Genomic DNA, 22,065 nt, shown 5'->3' on the forward strand with positions numbered 1-22,065 from the left:
CCCCGGTCCGGCGCCGTTTCCGGGGGAGGTGGTGGCGCCGGACCGGGGGCGTATGAGGGGGCCGCTCAGGCGGCCGCGGCCGTGCCGCTCCGGACGGGGTCGGCTTCCGGAGCCGCCGGGACGGCCTCGGGGGCCGCGATCGGCCCGCCGTGCGCGTCGACCAGGGTCCGCTCGTCGAACGGCTCCTCGCCGGCCAGCACCCGCTGGGCGCGGTCCGCGTCGAGTTCGCCGGTCCAGTGCCCGATCAGGACGGTGGCGACGGCGTTGCCCGCGAAGTTGGTGAGCGCGCGGGCCTCGGACATGAAGCGGTCGATGCCGACGATCAGGCCGACCCCGTCCACCAGGGCGGGCTTGTGCGACTGCAGTCCGCCGGCCAGGGTGGCCAGCCCGGCGCCGGTGACCCCGGCCGCGCCCTTGCTCGCGATCACCATGAACACCAGCAGCGAGAGCTGCTCGCCGATCGACATCGGCTTGTCCATCGCCTCGGAGATGAAGATCGACGACATGGTGAGGTAGATCGCGGTGCCGTCGAGGTTGAAGCTGTAGCCGGTCGGCACGGTGATGCCGACGACCGGGCGGCTCACGCCGAGGTGCTCCATCTTGGCGATCAGGCGGGGCAGCGCGCTCTCGGAGGAGGAGGTGGAGAGGATCAGCAGGAACTCGCGGCCCAGGTAGCGCAGCAGCGCGAACACGTTGACCCCGGCGACCAGTCGCAGCAGCGCGCCCAGGACGACGACGACGAACAGCACGCAGGTCGCGTAGAAGCCGACCATGATGACTGCGAGGCTCTTCAGCGCGGCCGTGCCGGTCGCTCCGACGACGGCGGCCATCGCCCCGAAGGCGCCGATCGGCGCGACCCACATGATCATCGACATGACCCGGAAGACCAGCCGCTGCACGTGTTCGATCCCGCGCAGCACCGGGGCACCGGCCGGGCCCATCGCCTGGAGGGCGAAGCCGGCGAGCAGTGCGACCAGCAGGGTCTGCAGCACCTTGCCCTCGGTGAGGGCCGAGAACGTGGTGGTGGGGATCATCCCGAGCAGGAAGTCGGTCGTCGACTGGGCGCCGCCGGCGACGGCCTGGGCGTGGCCGGACTTCGCGAGCGCGGCGGTCAGGTGCAGGCCGCCGCCGGGCTCCAGCAGGTTGCCGACGGCCAGACCGATGGCCAGCGCGACGGTCGACATGACGAGGAAGTAGCCGAGGGCGAGGCCGCCGACCTTGCCGACCTTGGCGGCCTTGGTCACCGAGCCGATGCCCAGCACGATGGTGCAGAAGATCACCGGGCTGATCATCATCTTGATCAGGTTGACGAAGCCGGTGCCGACCGGCTTCAACTCCACGGCGAAGCCGGGGGCGGCCAGCCCGACCACGATGCCCGCGACCACGGCGGCGATGACGGAGAGGTAGAGGTAGTGGGTCCGGTCCCTGCGTCTGGATCCCCCCGCCGGTGCGGCTCCAACGATCGACATCTGCGGCTCCTTCGCCGTGCGGTCCTGGCGGCCCCGGGTGGTGGGCCGCTCTGACTATCGGGCCTGAGCGTGACGGAGGTCACGTTTGCGTTCATAGAGTTCACAGCCGGGCGCGACCGGGCGCAGCCGGGCCGTGGGGGTGCGACTGGACTGCGGGACGTTCGTCGACAGGCCGCCGACAGGTCGTTGACAGGCCGCCGACCGATCGCGGGCCCCTGGGGGACCCCGGGGGTGTGGTGCACACTGGCAGGCATGTCCGTGCGCACCGCCCCCACGCCCCCGCGCCGACGGCTCCCGGCACCCCGTGGGCTGGTCCGCAGTCTGGCCGGGCAGCTCTTCGTCGTCCAGGTGGTCATCGTCGCCGCCGTGGTGGCGGGCGGCGCGGTGCTCGCGTACCTCTTCACCGCCGACCGGGCCGAGGACGCGGCCCGCCGCCAGGTCACCGCCGTCGCCCACGCCGTCGCCGACTCGCCGTCCGTGCGGGCCGCCGTCACCGCGCCGGACCCGACCGCGGTGCTCCAGCCGTACGTCGAGCAGGTGCGGGTGGACACCGGCGTCTCCTTCATCACCGTCATGGACACCGAGGGCGTGCGCTGGACCCACCCGCTGCCCGAGCAGATCGGCAAGCGCTTCCTCGGGCACATCGACTGGGCACTCGCGGGGGAGACCCGCAGCGAGACCTACACCGGCACGCTCGGACCGTCCGTGCGGGTGGTCACGCCGGTGCTGGACGACCGGCACCAGGTGATCGCGCTGGTCAGCGCGGGCCTCACGGTGGAGTCCATCTCCGCGCAGTTGAGCGGCCCGCTGCTCGCCCTGGTCGGGGTGGCGGTAGCCGCGCTCGGGGTCGGCGGCGTGGGCACCTACCTCGCCAACTCCCGCCTGCGGCGGCACACCCACGGCATGGGGCCGGCCGAACTCAGCCACCTCTACGAATACCACCAGGCGACCCTGCGCTCGGTGCGCGAGGGGCTGGTCCTGCTGGACCGCGCGCACCGGGTGGTGCTCTGCAACGACGCGGCCCGCGAACTGCTCGGACTGGCAGGAAATTTGGAGGGTCGCCTGATCGTGGAGCTGGGGCTGCCGCGGGCGCTGGTCGCGGCCGTGCTCGGCGACGAGCCGGTCCGGGACGAGGTGCACCTGACCGCCGAGCGGGTGGTGGTGCTCAACACCTCCACCATCGGCACCGGCCTCGGCCTGGTCGTCACCCTGCGCGACCACACCGAACTCCAGTCGCTCAGCGGAGAGTTGGACTCCGTCCGGGGCTTCACCGAGGCCCTCGGGGCGCAGGCGCACGAGGCGGCCAACCGGCTGCACGCCGTCGTCTCCCTGATCGAACTCGGCCGCCACGAACAGGCGGTGGAGTTCGCCACCGCCGAGCTCGCGCTCGCCCAGCAGCTCACCGACCGGGTGGTCGCGGCGGTCGGGGAACCGGTGCTGGCCGCGTTGCTGCTCGGCAAGGCGGCCCAAGCGGCCGAGCGGGGAGTGGAGTTGACCCTCACCGACGACAGTCGGATCGACGACGGGCTGCTGCCGCCCGGGCTCTCCTCGCGGGACCTGATCACCGTCCTCGGCAACCTGATCGACAACGCCGTGGACGCCGCCATCGCCGGAGCCGCGCAGAGCGCGGTGGCGCCGGAGGTCACCGTCACCGTGCGAATCGACGCGGGTGGTGGCGGTGCGGACGACGGCGGTTCGGACGATGGTGGTTCGGGCGACGGCGGTTCGGCGGGCGGTGGTGTGGCGGGCGGTGACGTGGCTCCGGGTGGGGGCGGTTGCCTGCTGCTGCGCGTCGCCGACACCGGGGCGGGGATCGACCCGGCCGCCGTCGAGGACGTGTTCCGGCGCGGCTGGAGCACCAAGCAGGACGGGCGCGGGCATGGTCTCGGGCTGGCGCTGGTGGCCCAGGCCGCCCGGCGCAACGGCGGCAGCGTCGAGGTCGGGCGTGACCGGGGTGCGGTGCTCACCGTCCGGTTGCCGCTCGCCGGACTGCCGACGCGATCCGGTGAGCGACAGCCGGGGCAACCGGGGCGGCCGGAGCAATTCGGCCAGGCAGGGCAACCGGGGCAACCGGGTCGGCGGGAAGGGGCGTCGCGATGACCGAGGTGACCGCCGGGCCGGGGATCTCCGTGCTGGTCGTCGAGGACGACCCCGTGGCCGCCGCCGCGCACACCCTCTACGTCGAGCGCGAACCCGGCTTCCACGCCGCCGGGACGGTGCACAGCTGCGCCGACGCGCTGCGCTTCCTGGACCGCGCCCGCGCTGCAGGGAGGCCCGTCGACCTGACCCTGCTCGACCTCTACCTGCCGGACGGCCACGGCCTCCAGCTCTGCCGCTCGCTGCGCGCCGCCGGCCACACCACCGACGTCATCGCGGTGACCTCGGCCCGCGACCTGGCGATGGTGCGGCAGGCCGTGTCGGCGGGCGTGGTCCAGTACCTGCTGAAACCGTTCAGCGCCGCCGCCCTGCACGATCGCCTGGAGCGCTACGCCCGCTACCGCGACAGCCTCGGGCGCACCGGCGAGGCGACCGGGCAGGACGAGGTCGACCAGGCGTTCGCCCTGCTCCGCACGCCCGAGCGAAGCAGCCTCCCCAAGGGGCTGAGTGCGCCCACCCTGGACACCGTCGCCTCCGTGCTGCGCGAGACGGCGACGGGCCTGTCCGCCGCCGCCGCGGGCGCCGCCGCCGGGGTCTCGCGGATCACCGCGCGCCGCTACCTCGAACACCTCGTCGACACCGGGCGGGCGGTGCGGGAGCCGCAGTACGGGAGCGTGGGGCGGCCGGAGCTCTGCTACCGGTGGAAGGGCGGTGGGGCGGCTCCGGGTCGGCGGGGGTGAGGGCCGTGACCTTTTCGCCGGTCGCTCGTTGGCAGGACCGGGGGCGGTTCACTCACTCGGGTGGTTCTGGGGGCCCCTGGGGTATCCCGCCAGGTCAGTGGCGGTAAAGTTAGGCTTACCTAACTTCTTCTGGGGGTTTGCCTTGTCGCTCGCCGCCGTTCCCGCCCAGGCCCCGGCCTCCTCCTCCGGAGCTCTCGGATCCGCCGGAGCTGTCGGAGGTGTCGAAGCCGCTGGTGTCGCTGGAGCCGCCGGTGCCCCGGCCTCCGGCGAGGCCATCCTGCGCCGCCAGCGCGTACGCGAGTCCGCCGCCCGTACGTACGCCCGGTCCTTCCCGATCGTCCCGGTACGGGCCCACGGCATGACCGTCGAGGGCGCCGACGGGCGGCGCTACCTGGACTGCCTCTCCGGCGCCGGGACGCTCGCCCTCGGGCACAACCACCCGGTGGTACTGGAGGCGATCCGCCGCACCCTCGACAGCGGCGCCCCGCTGCACCTGCTCGACCTCGCCACCGCCGAGAAGGACGACTTCACCAGCGCCCTCTTCGAGAGCCTGCCCGCCGACTTCGCCGCCGGCGCCCGGATCCACTTCTGCGGGCCCGCCGGCACCGACGCCGTCGAGGCCGCGCTCAAACTGATGCAGACCGCCACCGGCCGGTCCGGCGCGCTCGCCTTCACCGGTGCCTACCACGGCATGACCGCCGGAGCCCTCGCGCTCACCGGCAACGTCGCCGTCAAGGAACCGCTGCCGAGCGGCGGCGAGGTCGTCCGGCTGCCCTACCCGTACGGCTACCGCTGCCCGTTCGGCGTCGGCGGCGAGGCCGGCGCCGACCTCGCCGCGACCTACGTCGAACGGCTGCTCGACGACCCCTCGGGCGGGGTCGTCCCGCCCGCCGCGATGATCCTGGAAGCCGTCCAGGGCGAGGGCGGCGTCGTCCCCGCGCCCGACGGCTGGCTGCGCGAGATGCGCCGGATCACCGCCGAACGCGGCATCCCGCTGATCGTCGACGAGGTGCAGACCGGCGTCGGGCGCACCGGGGCGATGTGGGCCGTCGAACACAGCGGCATCGTCCCGGACGCCATGGTGCTCTCCAAGGCCATCGGCGGCAGCCTGCCGCTCGCCGTCGTCGTCTACCGGGAGGACTACGACGGCTGGCGCCCCGGCGCCCACACCGGCACCTTCCGCGGCAACACCCTCGCCATGGCCGCCGGCGCCGCCACCCTGCGCCACGTCGCCGCCCACGGGCTGGTCGAGCGAGCCGCCGTCGTCGGCGAGCGGATGACCGCCCGGCTGCGCGGGCTCGCCGCCGAACTGCCGGTGATCGGCGACGTGCGCGGGCGCGGCCTGATGCTCGGCGTCGAACTCGTCGACCCCGCCGCCGAACCGGACGCCTGCGGGGCTCGGCCGGCCGACCCGGCGCTCGCCCGCCGGGTCCGGGAGGCCTGCCTGGCGCGCGGGCTGATCGTCGAACTCGGCGGGCGCCACGACGCGGTGCTGCGACTGCTGCCGCCGCTCACCATCACCGACGAGCAGGTCGCCGCGGTGCTCGACCGGCTCGCCGACGCGATCGCGGCCGCGGCGGCCGTCGGTTCGGCCGCAGCGGCGAGCCCTGTGGCGAGCCCTGCGGCTCCCGCGGCCCGGGGCGCCGAATGAGCGCGGGGCGAGGGGGCGGTGGCGGCTCAGGGGAAGGCTCGGGAGGAGGTTCGGGCGCCCGATCCGGGGCCGGTGGTGACTCCGGGGCCGGGGCCGGGGGTGGGGGTGGTTCCGGCGCCGCCGCCGGACTGCCCGGCGGGCCCGCTCCGTTGGACGCCCTCGCGGGCGGCGTCGGCGGGCCCGGCGCGCTCGGACCGCTGCTGGCCACCGTCCTCGACGCGCTCGACCACGGCATCGCCCTGCGCGGCGGGCCACTGCCCGCAGGCAGTCCGGCCGAGCTCGGCGCGCTGGTCGCCGACGGCCTGGCCGGCGCCCACGGGCCCGGCGCGCTCGCCCGCCTCACCGAACTCCTCGCCTACGGCGCCGCCGACCCCGCCGACCCGGCCTGCGCCGCCCACCTGCACTGCCCGCCGCTCGCCGTGGCCGCCGCCGCCGACCTCGCGGTCAGTGCCCTCAACCCCTCCCAGGACTCCTGGGACCAGGCCCCCGCCGCCACCGCCCTGGAGACCGCCCTCCTCGCCGAACTCGCCACCCTGGTCGGCTACGACCCGGCCCGCGCTGCCGGCGTCCTCACCTCCGGCGGCACCGAGTCCAACCTCATGGGCCTGATGCTGGCACGGGACCAGAAGCTGGACGGCATCGTCGAGTTGGACGGCATCCCGGCCGGAGTCCGGCCGTGCATCGTCGCCTCCGAGGCCGCGCACTTCTCCGTCCAGCGCGCCGCCGCCCTGCTCGGGCTCGGCGAGCGCGCCGTCACCACCGTCCCCGTCGACCGGCAACTTCGGATGGAACCAAAGGAGTTGGAGCGGACCCTGGCCGAGGCCAGCTGGGCCGGACGCACCCCGATCGCCATCGTCGCCACCGCCGGCACCACCGACACCGGCGGCATCGACCCGCTGCACGTCGCCGCCGACCTGGCCGGCCGCTACGGCGCCTGGCTGCACGTCGACGCCGCGTACGGCGGCGGCGCGCTGCTCTCCGACCGGCTCGCCCCGCTCCTCGACGGCATCGACCGCGCCGACTCCGTCTCCCTCGACTGGCACAAACTCGGCTGGCAGCCCGCCGCCGCCGGCGTCTTCCTGGTCCGCCGCACCGAGACCTACGTCTCGCTCGCCCGCCGCGCCGAGTACCTCAACCCCGTCGACGACGAGCAGGCCGGCTACCCCAGCCTGCTCGGCCGCTCGCTGCGCACCACCCGGCGGGCCGACGCCTTCAAGCTCGCCGTCACCTTGCGCACTCTCGGTCGCGACGGGCTCGGCCGACTCGTCGACGCCTGCCACGAACTCGCCCGGTCCGCTGCCGAGGCCGTCCGCGCCGAACCGTCGCTCGAACTCCACGCCGAACCCGCGCTGACCGTCGTACTGTTCCGCTACCGGCCGCCGGGCCTGACCGACGAGGCCGCCGTCGACGAACTCAACGGCAGCCTGCGCCGGTTGCTGCTGCGCACCGGTCGGGCGGTGGTCGGGCGGACCGAACTCCCGGGCGAGGGGCCCGGCCGGGTGCGGCTCAAGCTCACCCTGCTCAACCCGCACGCCACGGCGGGGGAGGTCCGTGCACTGCTGCGCGAGGTGGTGGGCGCCGGACGGAAGGCCGAGGGGGACCGGGCCGGCTAGGCGCGTGCTGCGGGGAGTCGGTCATCGCTGGGGAGTCGGTTGTCGTCGGCCGCCCGGCGCCCGGGCAGGCCTCGTTCGAGACCGAGGACCAGGGCGTCGATTCGTGACCGCGACCAGATGACCGCGGTTGCTTCGGTGGCGGTGGCGGTGGCGGTGGCGGTGGCGGTGGCGGTGGCGGTCCGTCAGTCGCTCAGGAGGAGGGTGCGGGTGAGCTCCCAGGTCTCCGGGTCGGCGGCGACCAGCAGGCCGTTCTCGCAGCCGGGGGCCTCGGGGCGGTAGGGGGTGCCGTCCAGCCGGGCGGACACGCCGCCGGCCTCGGTGACGAGCAGGGAGCCGGGGGCGTGGTCCCAGGGGAGGGTGCGCCAGTAGAGGAGGAAGTCGAAGCGGCCCTCGACGACGTCCGGGTACTCGATTCCGGCCGCGTGCCGGCCGGGGGAGACCTCGCCGAAGGCCGACTCGTTGGCCTGTAGGCGCCGGCGGTGTTCCGGGTCGAGGTAGCGGCTCTTCACGGATCCGCGCAGCTTCGCGGCGTCGCGCGGTGCCGGCGGCCGGGTCAGGCGTACGCCGTCGCGCCAGGCCCCGGAGCCCAGTTCGGCACGGTAGGCGGTGGCGGTGGCGGGCTGCCAGATCCAGGAGGCGACGGTCTCTCCGCCGCGGACGAGCGAGCACATCACGGCGTACTCGGGGCGGCCGGCGACGAAGTTGGAGGTGCCGTCGACCGGGTCGACCAGCCAGGCGGCGGGCTCGTCGTGGAGGGCCTGGGCGAGTTCGGGGTCGGCGGAGACGGCCTCCTCGCCGACCACGGGGATGGGCAGCAGCTCGCGCAGACGGCGGGCGATGATCGCCTCGGCCTCGCGGTCGGCGACCGTCACGATCTCGCCGGGCGCCTTCTCCATCACCTCGCCGGCGGCCAGCGCACGGAAGCGCGGCTCCACCACCTCGGCCGACGCCTCGGCGAGTATCTCCGCCACCTTGTCCATCAGCACGTTCGCGCTCCCTTCGCTGCCTACCACTGTCGCACGAGTGTGCGGAGGTGACCTGCGGCGACCCCTGGGGCGGGCGGGGCCCACGGGTGGGGTCCGGCGCGCGGACGGGCGGGCGGCGGGGCGAGAACAGGGGGCGGCGAACAGATAACAGCTGACAGATAACAGATTTCGAAATCTGTTATCTGTTACCTGTCGACCGTCGTCCGGGGGTGCCCTCAGCCGCCCAGGTAGTGGAACCCCGGGCGCGGGTGCATCAGGAACTCGTGGTGCGAGATGTTCCAGGCGTACGCGCCCGCCATCGCGAACAGCACGCGGTCGGCCGCCCGCAGGCCGTCGGCGTCGGAGGCGGCCCGGGCGAGGACGTCCTTCGGGGTGCAGAGCTGGCCGGCCAGGGTGGCGCGGCCGGTGGCGACGGCGGGGCGCGGCCACGGATGCGGCCAGGCGTCGACCGGGAGCACCTCGAAGGGCTGGGAGTGCCCCCGGGTGGCGGGGGTGCGCAGGTGGTGGGTGCCGCCACGGACCACCGCGAAGTCCTCGCCGTGGCTCTGCTTCACATCCAGCACCTCGGTCGCGTACCAGCCGCAGTGGGCGGTCAGGGCCCGGCCGGGTTCGATCCGCAGGGTCAGGCCGGGGTGGGCGTCCAGCAGCTTGGCCAGCCCTTCGCCGAAGGCCGTCCAGTCGAAGTGGTTCGCCGGGTCCTCGTAGTCCACGGCCATCCCGCCGCCGACGTTGACCTCCGCCAGCGGGAAGCCGTGCCGCTCGGCCAGCGCGGCCGACCAGGCCACGATCTTTTCGGCGACGGCCAGTTGCTCCGCCGCCGCGAGCCCGCTGGCCAGATGGGCGTGCACGCCACGCAGGCGCAGCCGCCGCCCGAGCGGGCCAGGGTCGGTGCCGGTGCCGTCGCCGGTGAGCTGGCGTACGCACTCCTCGGCGCGGTCCGGGTCGAGCCCGAACGGCGTCGGTCGCCCGCCCATCGCGAGTGCCACCGCATCGAGCGCACCGGTGGCGACCGGCAGGTTGACCCGTAGCAGCACGTCGACCACCGTGCCCGGCCGGTCCGCGAGGACGGCGTCGAGCCGGTGCAGTTCCTGCTCGCTCTCGATGTGCCAGCGGTGCACCCCGGCGTCCACGGCGGCGGCGATCTCGGCGGGCGTCTTGCCGGGGCCGCCGAAGGCCAGCGGCGCGTCCGGTACGGCCGCCCGCACGTGCGCCAACTCCCCTCCGCTGGAGACCTCGTAGCCGTCGACCGCGTCGCGCAGCGCGGCCAGCAGCGGCGCCTCGGGGTTGGCCTTGGCGGCGTAGTACAGCTCGACCCGCGCGGGCAGTGCGGCCCGGACGGCGGCGGCGTGCGCGCGCAGCGCCGCCAGGTCGTAGACGTAGGCGGGCAGGGCGTCGGGCGCGAGGGCGGCGACGTGCCGGCGGACGATCTCGGTCATCGGGCGGCGCTCCCGAGGGAGAGGGGGGCGGAGGTGCGGGCGGCCTGGGCGAGGACGGATCCGGCGAGCGGCGAGGGCAGACGGACGTAGCCGGCCTGCCGGTCGGCCTTGCGCTCCCAGCGGGTGAGCAGGTTGGCCTTGGCCGGCAGCGGCACGCCCGCGAGCAGTGCCCGCAGCCGGGGCGGGCGGCCGTGGCCTGCCGCGTACTGCTCCAGGGTGTCCCGGACCGCCTGCCACAGGGCGCCCTCCAGCTCGGGGTGGCGGTCGGCGAGGGCGGCGAGCAGTTCGGCGACGTGGTTGACCAGCAGGCAGTAGACCACCCGGTCCCAGCCGCGCTCGGCGTCGTACGTCATCGGCCCGGCGACCTCGGGCGGGAGGGCGGCCAGGATGTCGGCGTTGTGCTCGGGGACGAGCTTGGTGCCCTCCAGATCGCGGAAGAGCACCTGGGTGGGGTGCCCGGTGGCGTCGACGCCGATGAGCACGTTCTGCAGGTGCGGCTCCAGCACCACGCCGTGGTCGAAGTAGGCGGCGAGCACGGGCGGGATGAGCAGCCCCAGATAGGCCCGCCACCAGTCCAGGGCCCGCGAGGCGTCCGAACTCCCCTCCAGTAGACGGGAGATGTGGGCGGAGCTGGTCGGGTGCTCGTCGGCGACGGCGGCGGCCAGCAGCGGGGTGACGCCGGGCCGCAGCACGCCGCCGAAGCCCTCGCGGACGATCAGGCCGAAGCCCTCGTAGAGCGCCTGGTCGGGTCGGCCGTCGGCGCCGGGCAGGGCGAGGGTGCGGAACGCGGGCTCGCGCAGCATCGCCGCGTCGGGGAAGCGCCGGGCGAGGTCGGCGAGGGCGGGGGCGAGCAGCCGGGTGAGCGCGACGGCTCCGGTGAGCTCGTAAGCGGCGTTCTTGCGCAGGCAGTTGGTGATGCGCACGTTGAGGCTGAACTTGAGGAAGGCGTCCGCGCCGTGGAGGGTGCGCACCGAGGCGGTGGCGGCGAACTCCTCGCCGCGCGGCCCGAGGTCGAGGACGTCGCCGCGGTCCAGGGCGTCGCGCAACAGCGGGTGATCGCCGATGAGTTGGTACTGCCAGGGGTGGGAGGGCAGCAGACGGTAGCCGTCCGGGACGTCGCCGAGGCCGTCCAGCAGGGCGCTCGCGCTCTCGTCCAGGGACTGCTCGGCGAGCAGTTCGGTGCGGACGGCGAGGTGGCGCAGCGGGAACGCCGCACGGGACTCCGGGGCGTACCCGCGCCAGTCCCCCCGGGCGGCGGAGCGGGACTTGGGCGCCGGGTGGAAGCGGTGGCCGAACAGCAGGGCCTGCTCGGACTCCAGGTAGCGGTCCGGTCCGGAGGCCGGGCGGCCGGCCAGGCTCTGCCGGAGGCCGTCGTGGCTGGAGGTGACCTGGCCCAGGAACTCCTCGTTCACCGTGCCGGTGCGCAGCTCCAGTTCGTCCTGTACGTGTTCCGCCAGCTCGCGCCAGTCCAACTCCGCCCAGCTGTCGCCTCGTTCGATCTCGACCGGGCCGGTGAAGCGGTGCGCGCCGAGCAGCGAGGTGCGGCGCAGGGCGATCCGCAGCAGGGCGCCGCGCCGGGGCAGGCGCAGCAGCAGGCGGCCGTCGGCCACGGCGGTCTGGTGCTCGGGGGCGGAGACTTCGCGCAGCAGGCAGTTCAGCAGGGTGTGGGCCACCGCTTCGTCGGAGGTGGGCAGTTCGTGGCTGATCGGCTCGTGAGTGATCGGCTCGGGGGTGATCGGCTCGGGGGTCATCGGCGACTCCAGCGCTGGCGGAGGGACGGGAGGGAGAACGCGGTGGCCGCGACGGCGGCCAGCAGGGCGGCGGCGGTGCCGGCCACCACGGGCGCGGCGGCGCCGAACTGCCCGTTGGCCAGCGCCGCGACGGCGCCGGCGGCGACGGCGCCGCCCTTGGAGACGAGTTCGAGCGTGCCGAACATCCGCCCGGGAGCGCGCCCTTGGGCCGCTCCGGCGGCGAGTACGGCGAGGCAGACCAGGCCGAGCGTGAGCCCGGCGCCGAGCAGCAGTCGGACGGCGACGAAGACCGGGAGCGAGTACGCGACGGAGTGCCCGGCCAGGCCGAGCGCGACGAAGCCGAAGCCGAGCGCGATGCCGGTGTGCGGGCGGGCGTGGAACAGCGTGTGGATGCGCGCGGCGAACACCAGGTAGCACAGGTGCGGCAGGGCGAACAGCACGCCGGTGGTAGTGCCGGAGACGCCGGGCAGCCGTTGCTCGGCGAGCGAGATGAGATAGGGGAAGGAGATGACGGTGGCGAAGACGAAGACGAACTCGAAGACGTAGAGCGGGAGGAGCGGGGCGGCGGGTGCCCGCTCGGCGCGCCCCTCCGACGCGGGGGCGGCCGCCGGACGGTCCGGCTCGGGCAGCAGGGACAGCAGCAGTGCGGCGGCGAGCGGGAGGACGGCCATCACCAGGTACTGGCGGTGCGGGTCGATCCACGGGGACAACGCACCGACCAGGATCGGCGCGGCCACCAGGGCTGCCCGGGCGCTGCCCTGCATCAGGGTGAGTGCGCGGGACAGCCGCGGTCCGTCGAGGGCGGCGGCGAGGTAGCCGTTGGTGGCGGCGAAGGTGCCGCCGAGGAAGCCCTGGAGGACCAGCGCGAGGGTGAACGCGGGCAGGCTTCCGGCGGCTCCGGCCAGCAGGAAGGAGACGGTGAGCCCGAGTTGGGCGCGCAGCAGCAGCCGCTTGCGGCCGAAGCGGTCGGCGAGCCGGCCCCACAGCGGTGCGCCGAGCGCGCTGAAGACCGTCGGGACGATGTAGAGCACACCGGCCCACCGGGCCTGCGGATCGCCGAGCGTGGGCAGGATCGCGGTCAGGTACGGCGGCAGGCCCAGTGCGGCGAAGGAGGCGACGAAGTAGCAGGCGGCGACGGCGTGCACCTGCCGGCGGCCGAGTCCGCCGGAGTGGTCGGTCCCGTGGCCGGACCGCTGCGCGACGGTCTCCACACTCACCGGGCGATCCCGTTCGCCAGCAGGTAGTTGGGTCCGCTGGTGTAGTGCTTGTTGATGTCGGCGGCGCCCGAGCGCTGCTTGCTGAGCAAGGTCCCGGCGCTGACCATGGCCTTGACCGGCAGGCGTTCGGCCTCCAGCAGGTCCGTCCGCAGCGGCTCGCCGGCCGGCCCGATCCGGTCCACCGCCTCGGCCAGGCGCTTTCGCAACAGTGTGAGTACGTCAGTGAGTTCGGCGCGACGGTGCTCGGCGAGGCCGAACGCGAGCGCGCCGGTGCACAGGTGGCCGGTGATGGTGGTGAACAGGTCGGTGAGCGCCCGGTCGTCGTCGCCGAAGATTCGGGCGTCGTCGAAGTCGGCCCGGGCCGGGGCGAGTTCGCCGAGGCGGGCGGTCATCCGGGCGGTGTGCACGCGCGGGCCGTCGTCGTCCTTGTAGAGCAGGCGCAGTCCGTCGTCGTCGAGCACCAGGGAGGTGTTCTGCTGGTGCGACTCCACCGCTATGCCGTAGTCGAACAGCGTGGTCTGCCAGTCCAGCAGGAGTTCCAGCAAGGAGTCGTAGAAGGCGAGTTGGTCGCCGTCATGGAAGCGGTCGGCGAGGTGGTCGAGCACCAGGCGACCGCCGGGCGCGGGGGCCAGCAGGGCGGCCAGCGGGACGGTGACGGCCCGCTCCAGCCCGGCGGGGTAGCGGCGCAGCAGGACGGCCAGCAGCTCGTGGCCGGCGTGCGCCCAGGTCTGCTCGTCGGCGTGCAGGACGCGGCCGGCGAAGCGCGGCTCGCGGGCCAGCACGGCCTCGATCAGGCGCTGGCCGGCGGCGCCGTCGAGCAGCGTGCCGGGCTTGATGGTGCGGCGGTTGAGCCGGCCCAGCGTGGCGGTGGCGAGCGGGAGTTTGAGGTGGCAGGCGGGGTCTTCGGCGACGGCGACGGTGCGCATGGAGAGCGTCGGCACGACGGTCAGGTACGGCCGTTCGGCGAGCACCGCGCGGCCGGCCAGACCGACCGCCTCCAGCGCCTCGTCCAGCGGGGCGCCGACGGTGAGGGGGTGGACCGGCAGGGTGGTCCAGCCGTCGCCGGGGCAGGCGTCCGCAAGGCCCAACCAGGCCGGAGTGGGCCACCAGCTCGGGAGCGGACGCCGGCCGTGGGTGGTGAGGGCATCGGTCGGGACGGCCAGCCAGCGCAGCTCGAATGCGGGGTGGAACTCCGGTGCATAGGAGTTCAGTTGGGGTTCGGTGAGACCGGCCCGGCCGCGCGCGGTCGGGTAGACGGGGTGGTCGAGGTAGGCGGCCAGGGTGTCGTGGCCGAGGGCGGCGGCCAGGCCGGTCCAGTCGGCCGGGTCCTCGCCGTACAGGTCGGTGAGCCGGGCGTGCACCTCGGGCCGTGCGCGCTCGTGCAGTTCCATGGTGGCGAGGGTCTGGCGGCACTCCTCGGCGAAGGCGGCCCAGCCGGGCCGGTCCTCGGCCTCGGCCAGACCGGCCAGGGCCGCCACGATGGCGTCCAGGCCGGTGAGCCGGCGCCCGGCCAGCTCCAGCAGGGGCAGCCGGGCGGCGTACTCGCACTGGAAGCCCTCGGCGGCGACGGGCAGGGCGAGTTCGGCGTCCGCGACGGTGAACCAGGGGCCGTCCGCGCGGTCCTCCACGGCGCCGCGGGAGCGCAGGCCGAGGACGTCCTCGCGCAGCAGGGCGGAGAGCACCCGCAGGGTGAGCTGCTCGTCGGCGGTCACGGGGTGATCTCCCAGCGGTTGGCGGCGCGGAACCGGGCGACGGCCGCGTCCACGGCCTCCTGGTCGGCGCCGATGGCCCACATCACGCCCAGGTAGTCGCGGTTGGTGCGGTAGTGCTCGTGCCGCTCGCCGAGCGGGCGCAGCGGGCGGTAGGCGAGCCGGACGCCGTCGCGCTCCTCGTCGTACGGGCCGGGGGCGGCAGTGAGGAGGCCGGCCCGGTCGGCGCAGACCACCTCGTTGCGGGCCCGGCGCGGGGTCGCGGCGCACTGCGCGCCGAGGTCCGCGGGGAGTTCCCGGCCGAGGTGGGTGGCGAGGATGTGCTCGAAGAGTGGGACGCCGAGGATTTCGGCGAGCATCAGGTCGCACTGGTCGCCGATGGCGCGGTAGTTGACCTCGATGATCCGGGCGCGGCCGTCCGGCTGCACGACGAACTCGGTGTGGCAGGCGCCGAGTCCGATGCCGAGCGCGTCTAGTTGGGCGAGCACCTGCGCGACCACCTCGGCGGGGTGCGCGGGAACGAACTCCAGCACCTCCTCGATGAAGTCCGGCGGCGGGGAGAGCTGTGTGCGGAAGCCGCCGAGGACGTGCCGGCGGCGGCCGTCGCCGAGGGTCTCCAGGGTGCACAGCCGGCCGTCCAGAAACTCCTCGACGACCAGCGTCGCGCCGGCCCGGCGGTGCTGGATCTCCCAGCAGCGGAGGGCGAGTTCGGCGGCGTCGGCGACCAGTGTGACGTCCTCGCTGGCCACTCCCTCACGGGGTTTGACCACGCAGGGGAACGGCGGCTCCAGCTCGGCCGGGTCCTGCCCGGGGGCCAACTCGGCGGACCAGACGGCGTCCTGGCCGGTCAGGGCGAGGTGGCGGCGCAGCTGGCCCTTGTCCTTGGCCCGCAGTGCGGCCTTCCAGTCCTTTCCGGGGAGGCCGAAGTACTCGGCGGCCAGGGCGGTCTGGGTCTGCAGGTGGTCGCTGTTGCTGAACACCGCGTCGGGCGCGTGATGGCGGGAGACCAGGCTGACCACGGCGCGGAAGTTCCGGACGTCGCACTCCAGCACCTCGGGTGCGGTGAACGGGAGGCCGGCGTAGGCCTTCCGGTGGGGTTCGGCGTGGTCGGTCAGGACGGTGACGTCGAGCCCGAGCCGGGCGGCGGCGGGCAGGAAGCCGGCGGTGACCGAGTCGGTGGGGTTCAGGGCGAGCAGGTAGAGCCGCATGGGGTGGTGGTCCTTGAGGGTGGTGACGGACGAGAGCGACGGCGGGCGGATCACGGGGCACGTCGGGAGGGCGGCGAACAGATGACAGGCGACAGATGACAGATAACAGATTTCGAAATCTGTTATCTGTTTGTTGTCATCTGTCATCTGTCATCTGTTCGTTGTCGGCTGTTCGGTGGCGGCTGCTGCTGTGGCCGCCACAGCCACCGCCACCGCTACCTCGTCCGTCCGCCGTCGTCCGTCGGCGGTTACTTGGGTGCGTCCACGCCCGCGGCCTTGGCGATGTCGCCGAGCATGGCGTCGGCCGCCTGGACGCCGATGCCGGACATCCAGGTCTCGTCCGGGACGTTAAAGACCTTGCTGTTCTTGACGGCGTTCAGGCCCTGCCAGACCGGGGTCTGCTGGACCTCGCTCTCCTTGGTCTTGGACGGGTCGTCGGCGGTGGTGACGAACACCAGGTCGGCGTCGGCCTGGTTGATCTGCTCGGCGCTCACCTCGACGATGTTCTTGTCGACGTCCTGGGCGGCCGGGCGGGCCAGGCCGACGTCCTTGAGCACCACGCCGCTGTAGGAGGCCTTGGCGTAGAGGCGGGTCGGTCCGGCCACGAAGCGGACCACCGAGGCGGTCGGCATGGCGCCGCCGTTCTTCGCCTTGATCGCCTCGCCGAGCTTGGCGGCCCGCGCCTCGTAGTCGGCGAGCGCCTTCTTGGCCTCGTCCTCCTTGCCGAGCGCCTGCGCGTAGAGGGCGAGGTTCTCCTTCCACGGGAACCCGGTGGTCTCGGCGAGCACGGTCGGCGCGATCGCGTTCAGCTGGTCGTAGACCTTGGCGTGGCGGACCTTGGAGGAGAGGATCAGGTCGGGCTTGAGGGAGGCGATCAGTTCCAGGTTCGGCTCGTTCATCGGGCCGACGTCCTTGGTGTCCTTGATCTTGTCCTTGAGGTAGTTCGGGAACCCGCCCTCGGTCTTCATGTGCGGCGACACCGCGCCGACCGGCGTGATGCCGAGCAGCGTGACGTCGTCCAGCTCGCCGCTGTCCAGCACCACGACGCGCTTGGGCTGGGCCTTGACCTGGGCCGTTCCGGCGGCGTGGGTGACGGTGCGCGGGAAGCCGGCGGAGGCGCCGGCGCTCGCGGAGGCGGCGTCCCCGCTCTGCTTGGTCCCGCCGTCGCTGCCGCAGGCGGCGAGCAGCGTGGTGGACAGGGCGACGGCGAGGACGGCGACGGGGAGGCGGCGGTTCATGGGGTTCCTTGGATCGGGTCGAGCGGGTGTCGGGGGTGAGGAGCGTCGGGGGTGAGGAGGGGGGCGGTCAGCGGTCGGCGGCGCGCGGCCGGGTCCGCGCCCGGGGGACGACCAGCGGCGTGCCGGTCTCCGGGTCGGGCACCACCCGGCACGGCACCTGGAACACGGCCTCGACCAGGTCGGCGGTGAGGACCTCGGCGGGCGGTCCGGCGGCGGCGAGCCGCCCGTCCTTGAGCACCACCAGGTGGTCGGCGTACCGGGCGGCCTGCCCGAGGTCGTGCAGCACCATGACGACGGTGCGTCCGGCCTCGGCGTGCAGGTCGGCGACCAGGTCGAGGACGTCGAGCTGGTGGCGCAGGTCGAGGAAGGTGGTCGGCTCGTCGAGCAGCAGCAGTTCGGTGTCCTGGGCCAGCGCGAGCGCGATCCAGGCGCGTTGGCGCTGCCCGCCGGAGAGCCGGTCGACCTGCTGGTCGCGTAGTTCGGCGGTGCCGGTCCGGGCGAGGGCGTCCTCGACGGCGGCCTGGTCGGTCTTGGACCACGGGCTGAGCATCCGCTGGTGCGGGTACCGGCCGAGCCGTACCAGCGCCTCGACGGTGATCGCCTCGGGGGTGACCGGCTGCTGCGGCAGCAGGCCCATCCGCTTGGCGAGGGCCCGGGCGGACATCCGGTGGATGTCGGAGCCGTCCAGGGTGACGGTGCCGGCGGCGGGGTCGAGCAGCCGGACCAGTCCGCGCAGCAGGGTGGACTTGCCGCAGGCGTTGGGCCCGACGATGGCGGTGACGGCGCCGCCGGGCAGTTCGAGGTCGAGCCCGTCGACGATCGTGCGGTCGCCGTAGCGCAGGTCGAGGCCGTGCGCGGCGAGCCGGTTGGCGGTGGTGGTGACGGACTCGACGGTCGTCGTGGGCGTCATCAGTTGCTCCTCTGGGGAGGCCGGCCCTGGCGGATCATCAGCGCCAGGAGCCAGGGCGCGCCGAGCGTGGCGGTGACGGCACCGACCGGCAGGCCGTGGACGGGGATCACGTGGAGCACGAGGAGGTCGGCGGACAGCAGCAGGACGGCGCCGGTGAGCGCGGTGAGTCCGAGCGTGCCGAGGGTGGGCGGCCCGGCGAGCAGCCGGACCAGGTGCGGCACGGCGAGCGCGACGAACGCGACCGGGCCGGTGAGGGCGGCGGCCAGCGAGGCGAGGGTGATGCCGAGCAGCAGCAGCCAGAGCCGGTCCCGGCCGGGGTTGAGGCCGAGGCCGCCGGCCGAGTCGTCGCCGAGGTCGAGGACCGCGATCCGCCGCTGGCAGAGCAGCACGGCCAGGGCGGTCAGCGCGATGGCGGTGCCGCCGATCCAGACCTCGGTCCAGTTGCGGCCGTAGAGCGAGCCGGTGGTCCACTGCATCGCGGAGGAGGCCAGCTCGGCCGGGAACCGTACGATCATCAGGTTCACGGCGGCGGCGAGGCCCTGCTGCACCGCCAGGCCGACCAGCACCAGCCGGGTGACGGCTATCTTCGACCGCCAGGCGAGGCCGCCGAGCAGCAGCGCCGCCAGCAGTCCGCCGCCGAGCGCGGCCAGCGGGATCAGGTGCTGGGAGGCGCCGGTGGCGAGCATCAGCACCGCGCCGAAGGACGCGCCGCCGGTGACACCGATGGTGTCGGGGGAGGCCAGCGGGTTGCGGAAGAGCCGCTGGAGCATTGAGCCGGCCATCGCCAGCCCGGCCCCGGCGATCAGGGCCGACACCACCCGGGGCGCCCGGAACTGCTGCACCACCAGGACGTTTCCGGGTTCGCCCTGCCCGACCAGGGCGCGCAGCGCGTCCCATCCGGACAGGCTCACCTGTCCGGTGCCGAGCGCGACGCCGGTCAGCACCACCAGGACGACGGCGGCCAGCACCGACCACGCGGCGGTGCGGGCCCGGCGGCGGGCGAGTGTGTCGACGGGCACGGCGAGCGCGGTCACCGGGCCACCTTCCGGGCCAGTACGGCGAGCAGCGGCGCGCCGAGGAAGGCGGTCACGATGCCGACCTCGATCTCGGAGGGGCGCACCACGAGCCGTCCGAGCACGTCGGCGGCGAGCAGCAGCAGCGGACCGGCGATCAGGCAGCCCGGCAGCAGCCAGCGGTGGTCGTTGCCGAGCAGCGGGCGGACCAGGTGCGGCGCGGCCAGTCCGATGAACGCCACCGGCCCGGCGACGGCCACCGCGCTGCCCGCGAGCAGGACGACGGCCAGCCCGCCGGCCAGTCGGATCCGGGCCACCGGCACGCCGAGCGACTGGGCGGTCTCGTCGCCGAGGGCGAGCGCGTTGAGGGCGGGCGAGATCGCGAACGCGCCCAGCAGTCCGAGCAGCAGGAACGGCAGCACGGGGGTGAGGGTGTCCAACTGTCGCCCGCCGATCGATCCGGCCAACCAGAACCGGGCCTCGTCCAGGGTGCGGTGACTGGCCAGCATCAGCGCGGAGGTCCAGGAGGTGAGCACCACGGTGAGCACGGTGCCGCCGAGCGCGAGCCGGACCGGGTCGAGGTCGTCGCCGCGCCGGGACATCGCGTACGCGGCGACCGCGGCGACGGCCGCCCCGGCGAAGGCGAACCAGACGTACTCGACGGGCCGGGTGAGGCCCAGCGCGTAGATCGCGGCGACCACGGCGAGGCTCGCGCCGGCGTTGACGCCGAGGGTGACCGGGGAGGCGAGCGGGTTGCGGGTGACGCCCTGGGCGACCGCCCCGGCGACGCCGAGCGCGGCCCCGACGGCCAGCCCGATCACCGTTCGCGGCAGGCGAAGGCCCGTCACCACATCGGCGTCGCCGCCGTGGGCGGCCCCGGTGAGGGCGTCGGCCACGGTGGACAGCGGGATGGATCGGGAGCCGAGCGCGAGGCTCAGCGCGGCACACAGCACGAGCGCGCCCACACCGGCGACCAGCAGCAGGGGCCGCTGGACCGCCGAGGATCGAGGCGTCGCCGGGGCTGTGGTGGCCGGCGGGTCGGTTCTCAACACGAGTCGACATCTTAGGTTAGGTTTGCCTAAGTTCGTCAATCTCGGGTTGCCTGGTCCGATGTCGGGTCGTCCGTCACGGCGTCGACCCGTCCGGGTGTCGCGAGTGTCGCGCCGCCCGGCCCGGCCCCGGGTGATGCACTTCCTGAGACATTGTAAGGTGAGCCTCACCTTATTCGATCATGCGGAGTCGATCCACGGAGCGCCGATGATCCCCGGAACACCCCTGCCCGTCGCACCGACGTCCACCCTGCCCGGCGACTACCGGCGCCTGCGCGAGCTCTGCCCGGTGCTGGAACTGCGTCTGCTCGACGCCGACGAACCCGACCCCCGTGCCGCCGACGGCTGGTACTCGGGGGCCGAACTCGCCGCCGACGAACGGGCCCTGGCCGCCGCCCTGGCCGGCGAGGAGGAGCGCATCGCCGCCGAACACGGCCGCGCCCCCCGCCCGCACGTCACCGCCTCCAGACTGCTGCACCACTACGTCTGGTCCGCGTGCCTGCTCATCGCGGGCCCCTGGCACCTCGCCCGGAAAGTCCCCCTCGTCGACCCCGCCGACCTCTGGCTGCACGCCCCCACCGGGGGCCTCGCGCTGCGCCCGCGCGGCCACGTCACCCTCCCCGGCGACGACGAACTCCGCGCCGAACTGCGGGCCGCCGTGGTCGCCCACATCGAGCCGGTGCTCACCGCCTTCGCCGCCCCCAGCCGGCGCCGCGACCGCGCGCTCTGGGGCATGGTGACGGATGACCTCGCCTCCGCCGTCTGGTACCTCGGCCGGATGCTCGGCGAGGAGGACGCCGCGGTCGTCGCCGCCGAGGCGGTGCTGCCCGGCGGTACCCTCCCGCTGCCCGGCGCCGCCGACTTCCGCCGGCTGCACACCCCCGACGGACGCGGCCACCACACCCGTACCCGGCTCGGCTGCTGCCTCTACTACGCCGTCAAGCCCGAGGCCGCCGCCTGCCTGACCTGCCCGCGCACCAGCGACGAGGAACGGCTGCGCCGGTTCTGAGAGGTCCGTCCGCGGATCGTCGGCGGGGGGATCGTCGGCGGGATCGTTGGGGGGGGGCTCGTCGGGGGGGCGTTGAGGGGGTCGTCGGGGGCGGTTCGTTGTCAGTGGTATCGGCTAGGGTCGCGGCCATGATCGATTCGACGACGCGGGTCCGTATCGCCCGGCCCTCGCGCGACCTCGCGGCGGCCGAGCGCTTCTACGTCGGCGGCCTCGGCCTGGACGTGCTGTGGCGCACCACCGAGCGGGTGTCCGGCGAGCACGACCTGCTGATGGTCGGTCCGGCCGGCGGAGCCTGGCACTTCGAACTCACCCGCGACCCGGAGAACCCGCTGGAGCCCGCCCCGACGGTCGACGACCTGTTCGTCGTCTACCTCGGTGCGCCGGTGGACGACGCCCTGGTCGCCCGGCTGGAGGCCGCCGGCGGCACCCCGGTCCGGGCCCACAACCCCTACTGGGAGGAGTTCGGCGTGACGATATCCGACCCGGACGGCTACCGGCTGGTGCTCTGCTCCCGCGGCTGGGGGGCCTGAGCGCCGGTCCGACCCCGTCCGGTCTCACCGCCCGTCCCGCCCTTGCCGTGCAGCACCGCCACGCCCCGGTCCAGGTCCACGCCGAACTGCGGCGGCGCTCCGACCTGGGCGTCGTCCCGCAGCGTCAGCTGTTCCCGCCGCTGTTCGACCTGCACCCGCTTGCCCGGACTGAACAGCGCCTGCAACTCCTCCAACCCGCCGCCCAGGCCCACCCCGGTGCTCCCGCCGCCCCGCCGCCAACGCCCCGACGACTCGCCCCGGATCTGCCACGCGATCAGGAGCATCAGCCCGATCACCGCCGCCGCCACGCACGCCACATCTACGATCACACCCATGTACGCCCAACGCCGGGCGGTCGCACCCGCGTTCCCCGCAGGCGCCGCGCCGGTGGCGGCGTCCACCCGCTAACCTGCCGCGCGAACCGAAGGAGACCCCTCAC

Annotated in this window: 18 protein-coding genes; 6 read left to right on the top strand and 12 right to left on the bottom strand. The window is 74.3% G+C overall.

The features are described from left to right. Positions 1–65 precede the first annotated feature (65 nt). On the bottom strand, positions 66–1,469 hold the full coding sequence (locus AB0R04_RS01245; protein ID WP_363367010.1) for a cation:dicarboxylase symporter family transporter: 1,404 nt from the start codon (positions 1,467–1,469) through the stop codon (positions 66–68). A gap of 252 nt (positions 1,470–1,721) precedes the next feature. On the opposite strand from AB0R04_RS01245, the gene AB0R04_RS01250 reads away from it, so the two are divergent. From AB0R04_RS01250 to AB0R04_RS01265, 4 genes are all read left to right on the top strand, one after another. Then, positions 1,722–3,569 (top strand): sensor histidine kinase, encoded by a 1,848-nt coding sequence (locus AB0R04_RS01250; protein WP_363367012.1) that lies wholly within the window; start codon positions 1,722–1,724, stop codon positions 3,567–3,569. Then, positions 3,566–4,306 carry a response regulator gene (locus tag AB0R04_RS01255; protein WP_363367014.1) on the top strand — a complete coding sequence of 247 codons (741 nt, stop codon included), beginning with the start codon at positions 3,566–3,568 and terminating at the stop codon, positions 4,304–4,306. Before AB0R04_RS01250 ends, AB0R04_RS01255 begins: the two co-directional genes overlap by 4 nt. A 142-nt stretch (positions 4,307–4,448) precedes the next feature. Beyond that, complete coding sequence (locus tag AB0R04_RS01260; RefSeq protein WP_363367016.1) at positions 4,449–5,957, top strand: diaminobutyrate--2-oxoglutarate transaminase; 1,509 nt, start codon at positions 4,449–4,451, stop codon at positions 5,955–5,957. 149 nt (positions 5,958–6,106) lie between these two features. Further along, complete coding sequence (locus tag AB0R04_RS01265; RefSeq protein ID WP_363367018.1) at positions 6,107–7,570, top strand: pyridoxal-dependent decarboxylase; 1,464 nt, start codon at positions 6,107–6,109, stop codon at positions 7,568–7,570. Between the two features lie 182 nt (positions 7,571–7,752). On the opposite strand, the gene AB0R04_RS01270 is transcribed toward AB0R04_RS01265, so the two are convergent. From AB0R04_RS01270 to AB0R04_RS01315, 10 genes are all read right to left on the bottom strand, one after another. Beyond that, positions 7,753–8,550, bottom strand: coding sequence for an inositol monophosphatase family protein (locus tag AB0R04_RS01270; RefSeq protein WP_363367340.1), 798 nt, complete (start codon positions 8,548–8,550; stop codon positions 7,753–7,755). 221 nt (positions 8,551–8,771) lie between these two features. After that, positions 8,772–9,992 carry a type III PLP-dependent enzyme gene (locus tag AB0R04_RS01275; RefSeq protein WP_363367020.1) on the bottom strand — a complete coding sequence of 407 codons (1,221 nt, stop codon included), beginning with the start codon at positions 9,990–9,992 and terminating at the stop codon, positions 8,772–8,774. Then, positions 9,989–11,743, bottom strand: coding sequence for an IucA/IucC family protein (locus AB0R04_RS01280; RefSeq protein WP_363367022.1), 1,755 nt, complete (start codon positions 11,741–11,743; stop codon positions 9,989–9,991). The genes AB0R04_RS01275 and AB0R04_RS01280 overlap by 4 nt, the downstream gene beginning before the upstream one ends. After that, entirely contained in the window at positions 11,740–12,954 is a 1,215-nt protein-coding gene (locus tag AB0R04_RS01285; protein ID WP_363367342.1) for an MFS transporter, read from the bottom strand. Before AB0R04_RS01285 ends, AB0R04_RS01280 begins: the two co-directional genes overlap by 4 nt. Before the next feature lie 2 nt (positions 12,955–12,956). Next, positions 12,957–14,672, bottom strand: coding sequence for an IucA/IucC family protein (locus tag AB0R04_RS01290; RefSeq protein ID WP_363367024.1), 1,716 nt, complete (start codon positions 14,670–14,672; stop codon positions 12,957–12,959). Further along, the gene (locus tag AB0R04_RS01295) at positions 14,669–15,877 is read right to left on the bottom strand and encodes an ATP-grasp domain-containing protein (protein WP_363367344.1); all 1,209 of its coding nucleotides are present in this window, start codon (positions 15,875–15,877) and stop codon (positions 14,669–14,671) included. Before AB0R04_RS01295 ends, AB0R04_RS01290 begins: the two co-directional genes overlap by 4 nt. A gap of 248 nt (positions 15,878–16,125) precedes the next feature. Then, positions 16,126–17,115: an iron-siderophore ABC transporter substrate-binding protein gene (locus AB0R04_RS01300; protein ID WP_363367026.1), complete on the bottom strand. Its 990-nt coding sequence runs from the start codon at positions 17,113–17,115 to the stop codon at positions 16,126–16,128. Between the two features lie 67 nt (positions 17,116–17,182). Next, positions 17,183–18,025: an ABC transporter ATP-binding protein gene (locus AB0R04_RS01305; RefSeq protein WP_363367028.1), complete on the bottom strand. Its 843-nt coding sequence runs from the start codon at positions 18,023–18,025 to the stop codon at positions 17,183–17,185. Then, positions 18,025–18,993 carry an iron ABC transporter permease gene (locus tag AB0R04_RS01310; protein WP_363367346.1) on the bottom strand — a complete coding sequence of 323 codons (969 nt, stop codon included), beginning with the start codon at positions 18,991–18,993 and terminating at the stop codon, positions 18,025–18,027. The genes AB0R04_RS01305 and AB0R04_RS01310 overlap by 1 nt, the downstream gene beginning before the upstream one ends. Before the next feature lie 62 nt (positions 18,994–19,055). After that, a complete protein-coding gene (locus tag AB0R04_RS01315; RefSeq protein ID WP_363367348.1) occupies positions 19,056–20,021 on the bottom strand; it encodes an iron ABC transporter permease in 966 nt (321 codons plus the stop codon). Positions 20,022–20,295: 274 nt separating this feature from the next. On the opposite strand from AB0R04_RS01315, the gene AB0R04_RS01320 reads away from it, so the two are divergent. Beyond that, entirely contained in the window at positions 20,296–21,096 is an 801-nt protein-coding gene (locus tag AB0R04_RS01320) for a (2Fe-2S)-binding protein (RefSeq protein WP_363367030.1), read from the top strand. Positions 21,097–21,224: 128 nt separating this feature from the next. After that, the gene (locus tag AB0R04_RS01325; RefSeq protein WP_363367032.1) at positions 21,225–21,626 is read left to right on the top strand and encodes a VOC family protein; all 402 of its coding nucleotides are present in this window, start codon (positions 21,225–21,227) and stop codon (positions 21,624–21,626) included. On the opposite strand, the gene AB0R04_RS01330 is transcribed toward AB0R04_RS01325, so the two are convergent. Next, the gene (locus tag AB0R04_RS01330) at positions 21,587–21,961 is read right to left on the bottom strand and encodes a DUF6191 domain-containing protein (RefSeq protein WP_363367034.1); all 375 of its coding nucleotides are present in this window, start codon (positions 21,959–21,961) and stop codon (positions 21,587–21,589) included. The two genes, AB0R04_RS01325 and AB0R04_RS01330, sit on opposite strands and share 40 nt — an antisense overlap. Positions 21,962–22,065 lie beyond the last annotated feature (104 nt).

Origin of the sequence: Kitasatospora sp. NPDC056731 (assembly GCF_040687675.1) — a bacterium.
Taxonomy (GTDB): Bacteria; Actinomycetota; Actinomycetes; order Streptomycetales; family Streptomycetaceae; genus Kitasatospora.

Bases quoted from the DNA above. Each gene is read 5' to 3' on its own strand.
- AB0R04_RS01245 (WP_363367010.1), bottom strand. From the start codon at position 1,469: ATGTCGATCGTTGGAGCCGCACCGGCGGGGGGATCCAGACGCAGGGAC.
- AB0R04_RS01300 (WP_363367026.1), bottom strand. From the start codon at position 17,115: ATGAACCGCCGCCTCCCCGTCGCCGTCCTCGCCGTCGCCCTGTCCACC.
- AB0R04_RS01250 (WP_363367012.1), top strand. From the start codon at position 1,722: ATGTCCGTGCGCACCGCCCCCACGCCCCCGCGCCGACGGCTCCCGGCA.
- AB0R04_RS01320 (WP_363367030.1), top strand. From the start codon at position 20,296: ATGATCCCCGGAACACCCCTGCCCGTCGCACCGACGTCCACCCTGCCC.
- AB0R04_RS01305 (WP_363367028.1), bottom strand. From the start codon at position 18,025: ATGACGCCCACGACGACCGTCGAGTCCGTCACCACCACCGCCAACCGG.
- AB0R04_RS01325 (WP_363367032.1), top strand. From the start codon at position 21,225: ATGATCGATTCGACGACGCGGGTCCGTATCGCCCGGCCCTCGCGCGAC.
- AB0R04_RS01275 (WP_363367020.1), bottom strand. From the start codon at position 9,992: ATGACCGAGATCGTCCGCCGGCACGTCGCCGCCCTCGCGCCCGACGCC.
- AB0R04_RS01270 (WP_363367340.1), bottom strand. From the start codon at position 8,550: ATGGACAAGGTGGCGGAGATACTCGCCGAGGCGTCGGCCGAGGTGGTG.
- AB0R04_RS01330 (WP_363367034.1), bottom strand. From the start codon at position 21,961: ATGGGTGTGATCGTAGATGTGGCGTGCGTGGCGGCGGCGGTGATCGGG.
- AB0R04_RS01255 (WP_363367014.1), top strand. From the start codon at position 3,566: ATGACCGAGGTGACCGCCGGGCCGGGGATCTCCGTGCTGGTCGTCGAG.
- AB0R04_RS01280 (WP_363367022.1), bottom strand. From the start codon at position 11,743: ATGACCCCCGAGCCGATCACCCCCGAGCCGATCACTCACGAGCCGATC.
- AB0R04_RS01295 (WP_363367344.1), bottom strand. From the start codon at position 15,877: ATGCGGCTCTACCTGCTCGCCCTGAACCCCACCGACTCGGTCACCGCC.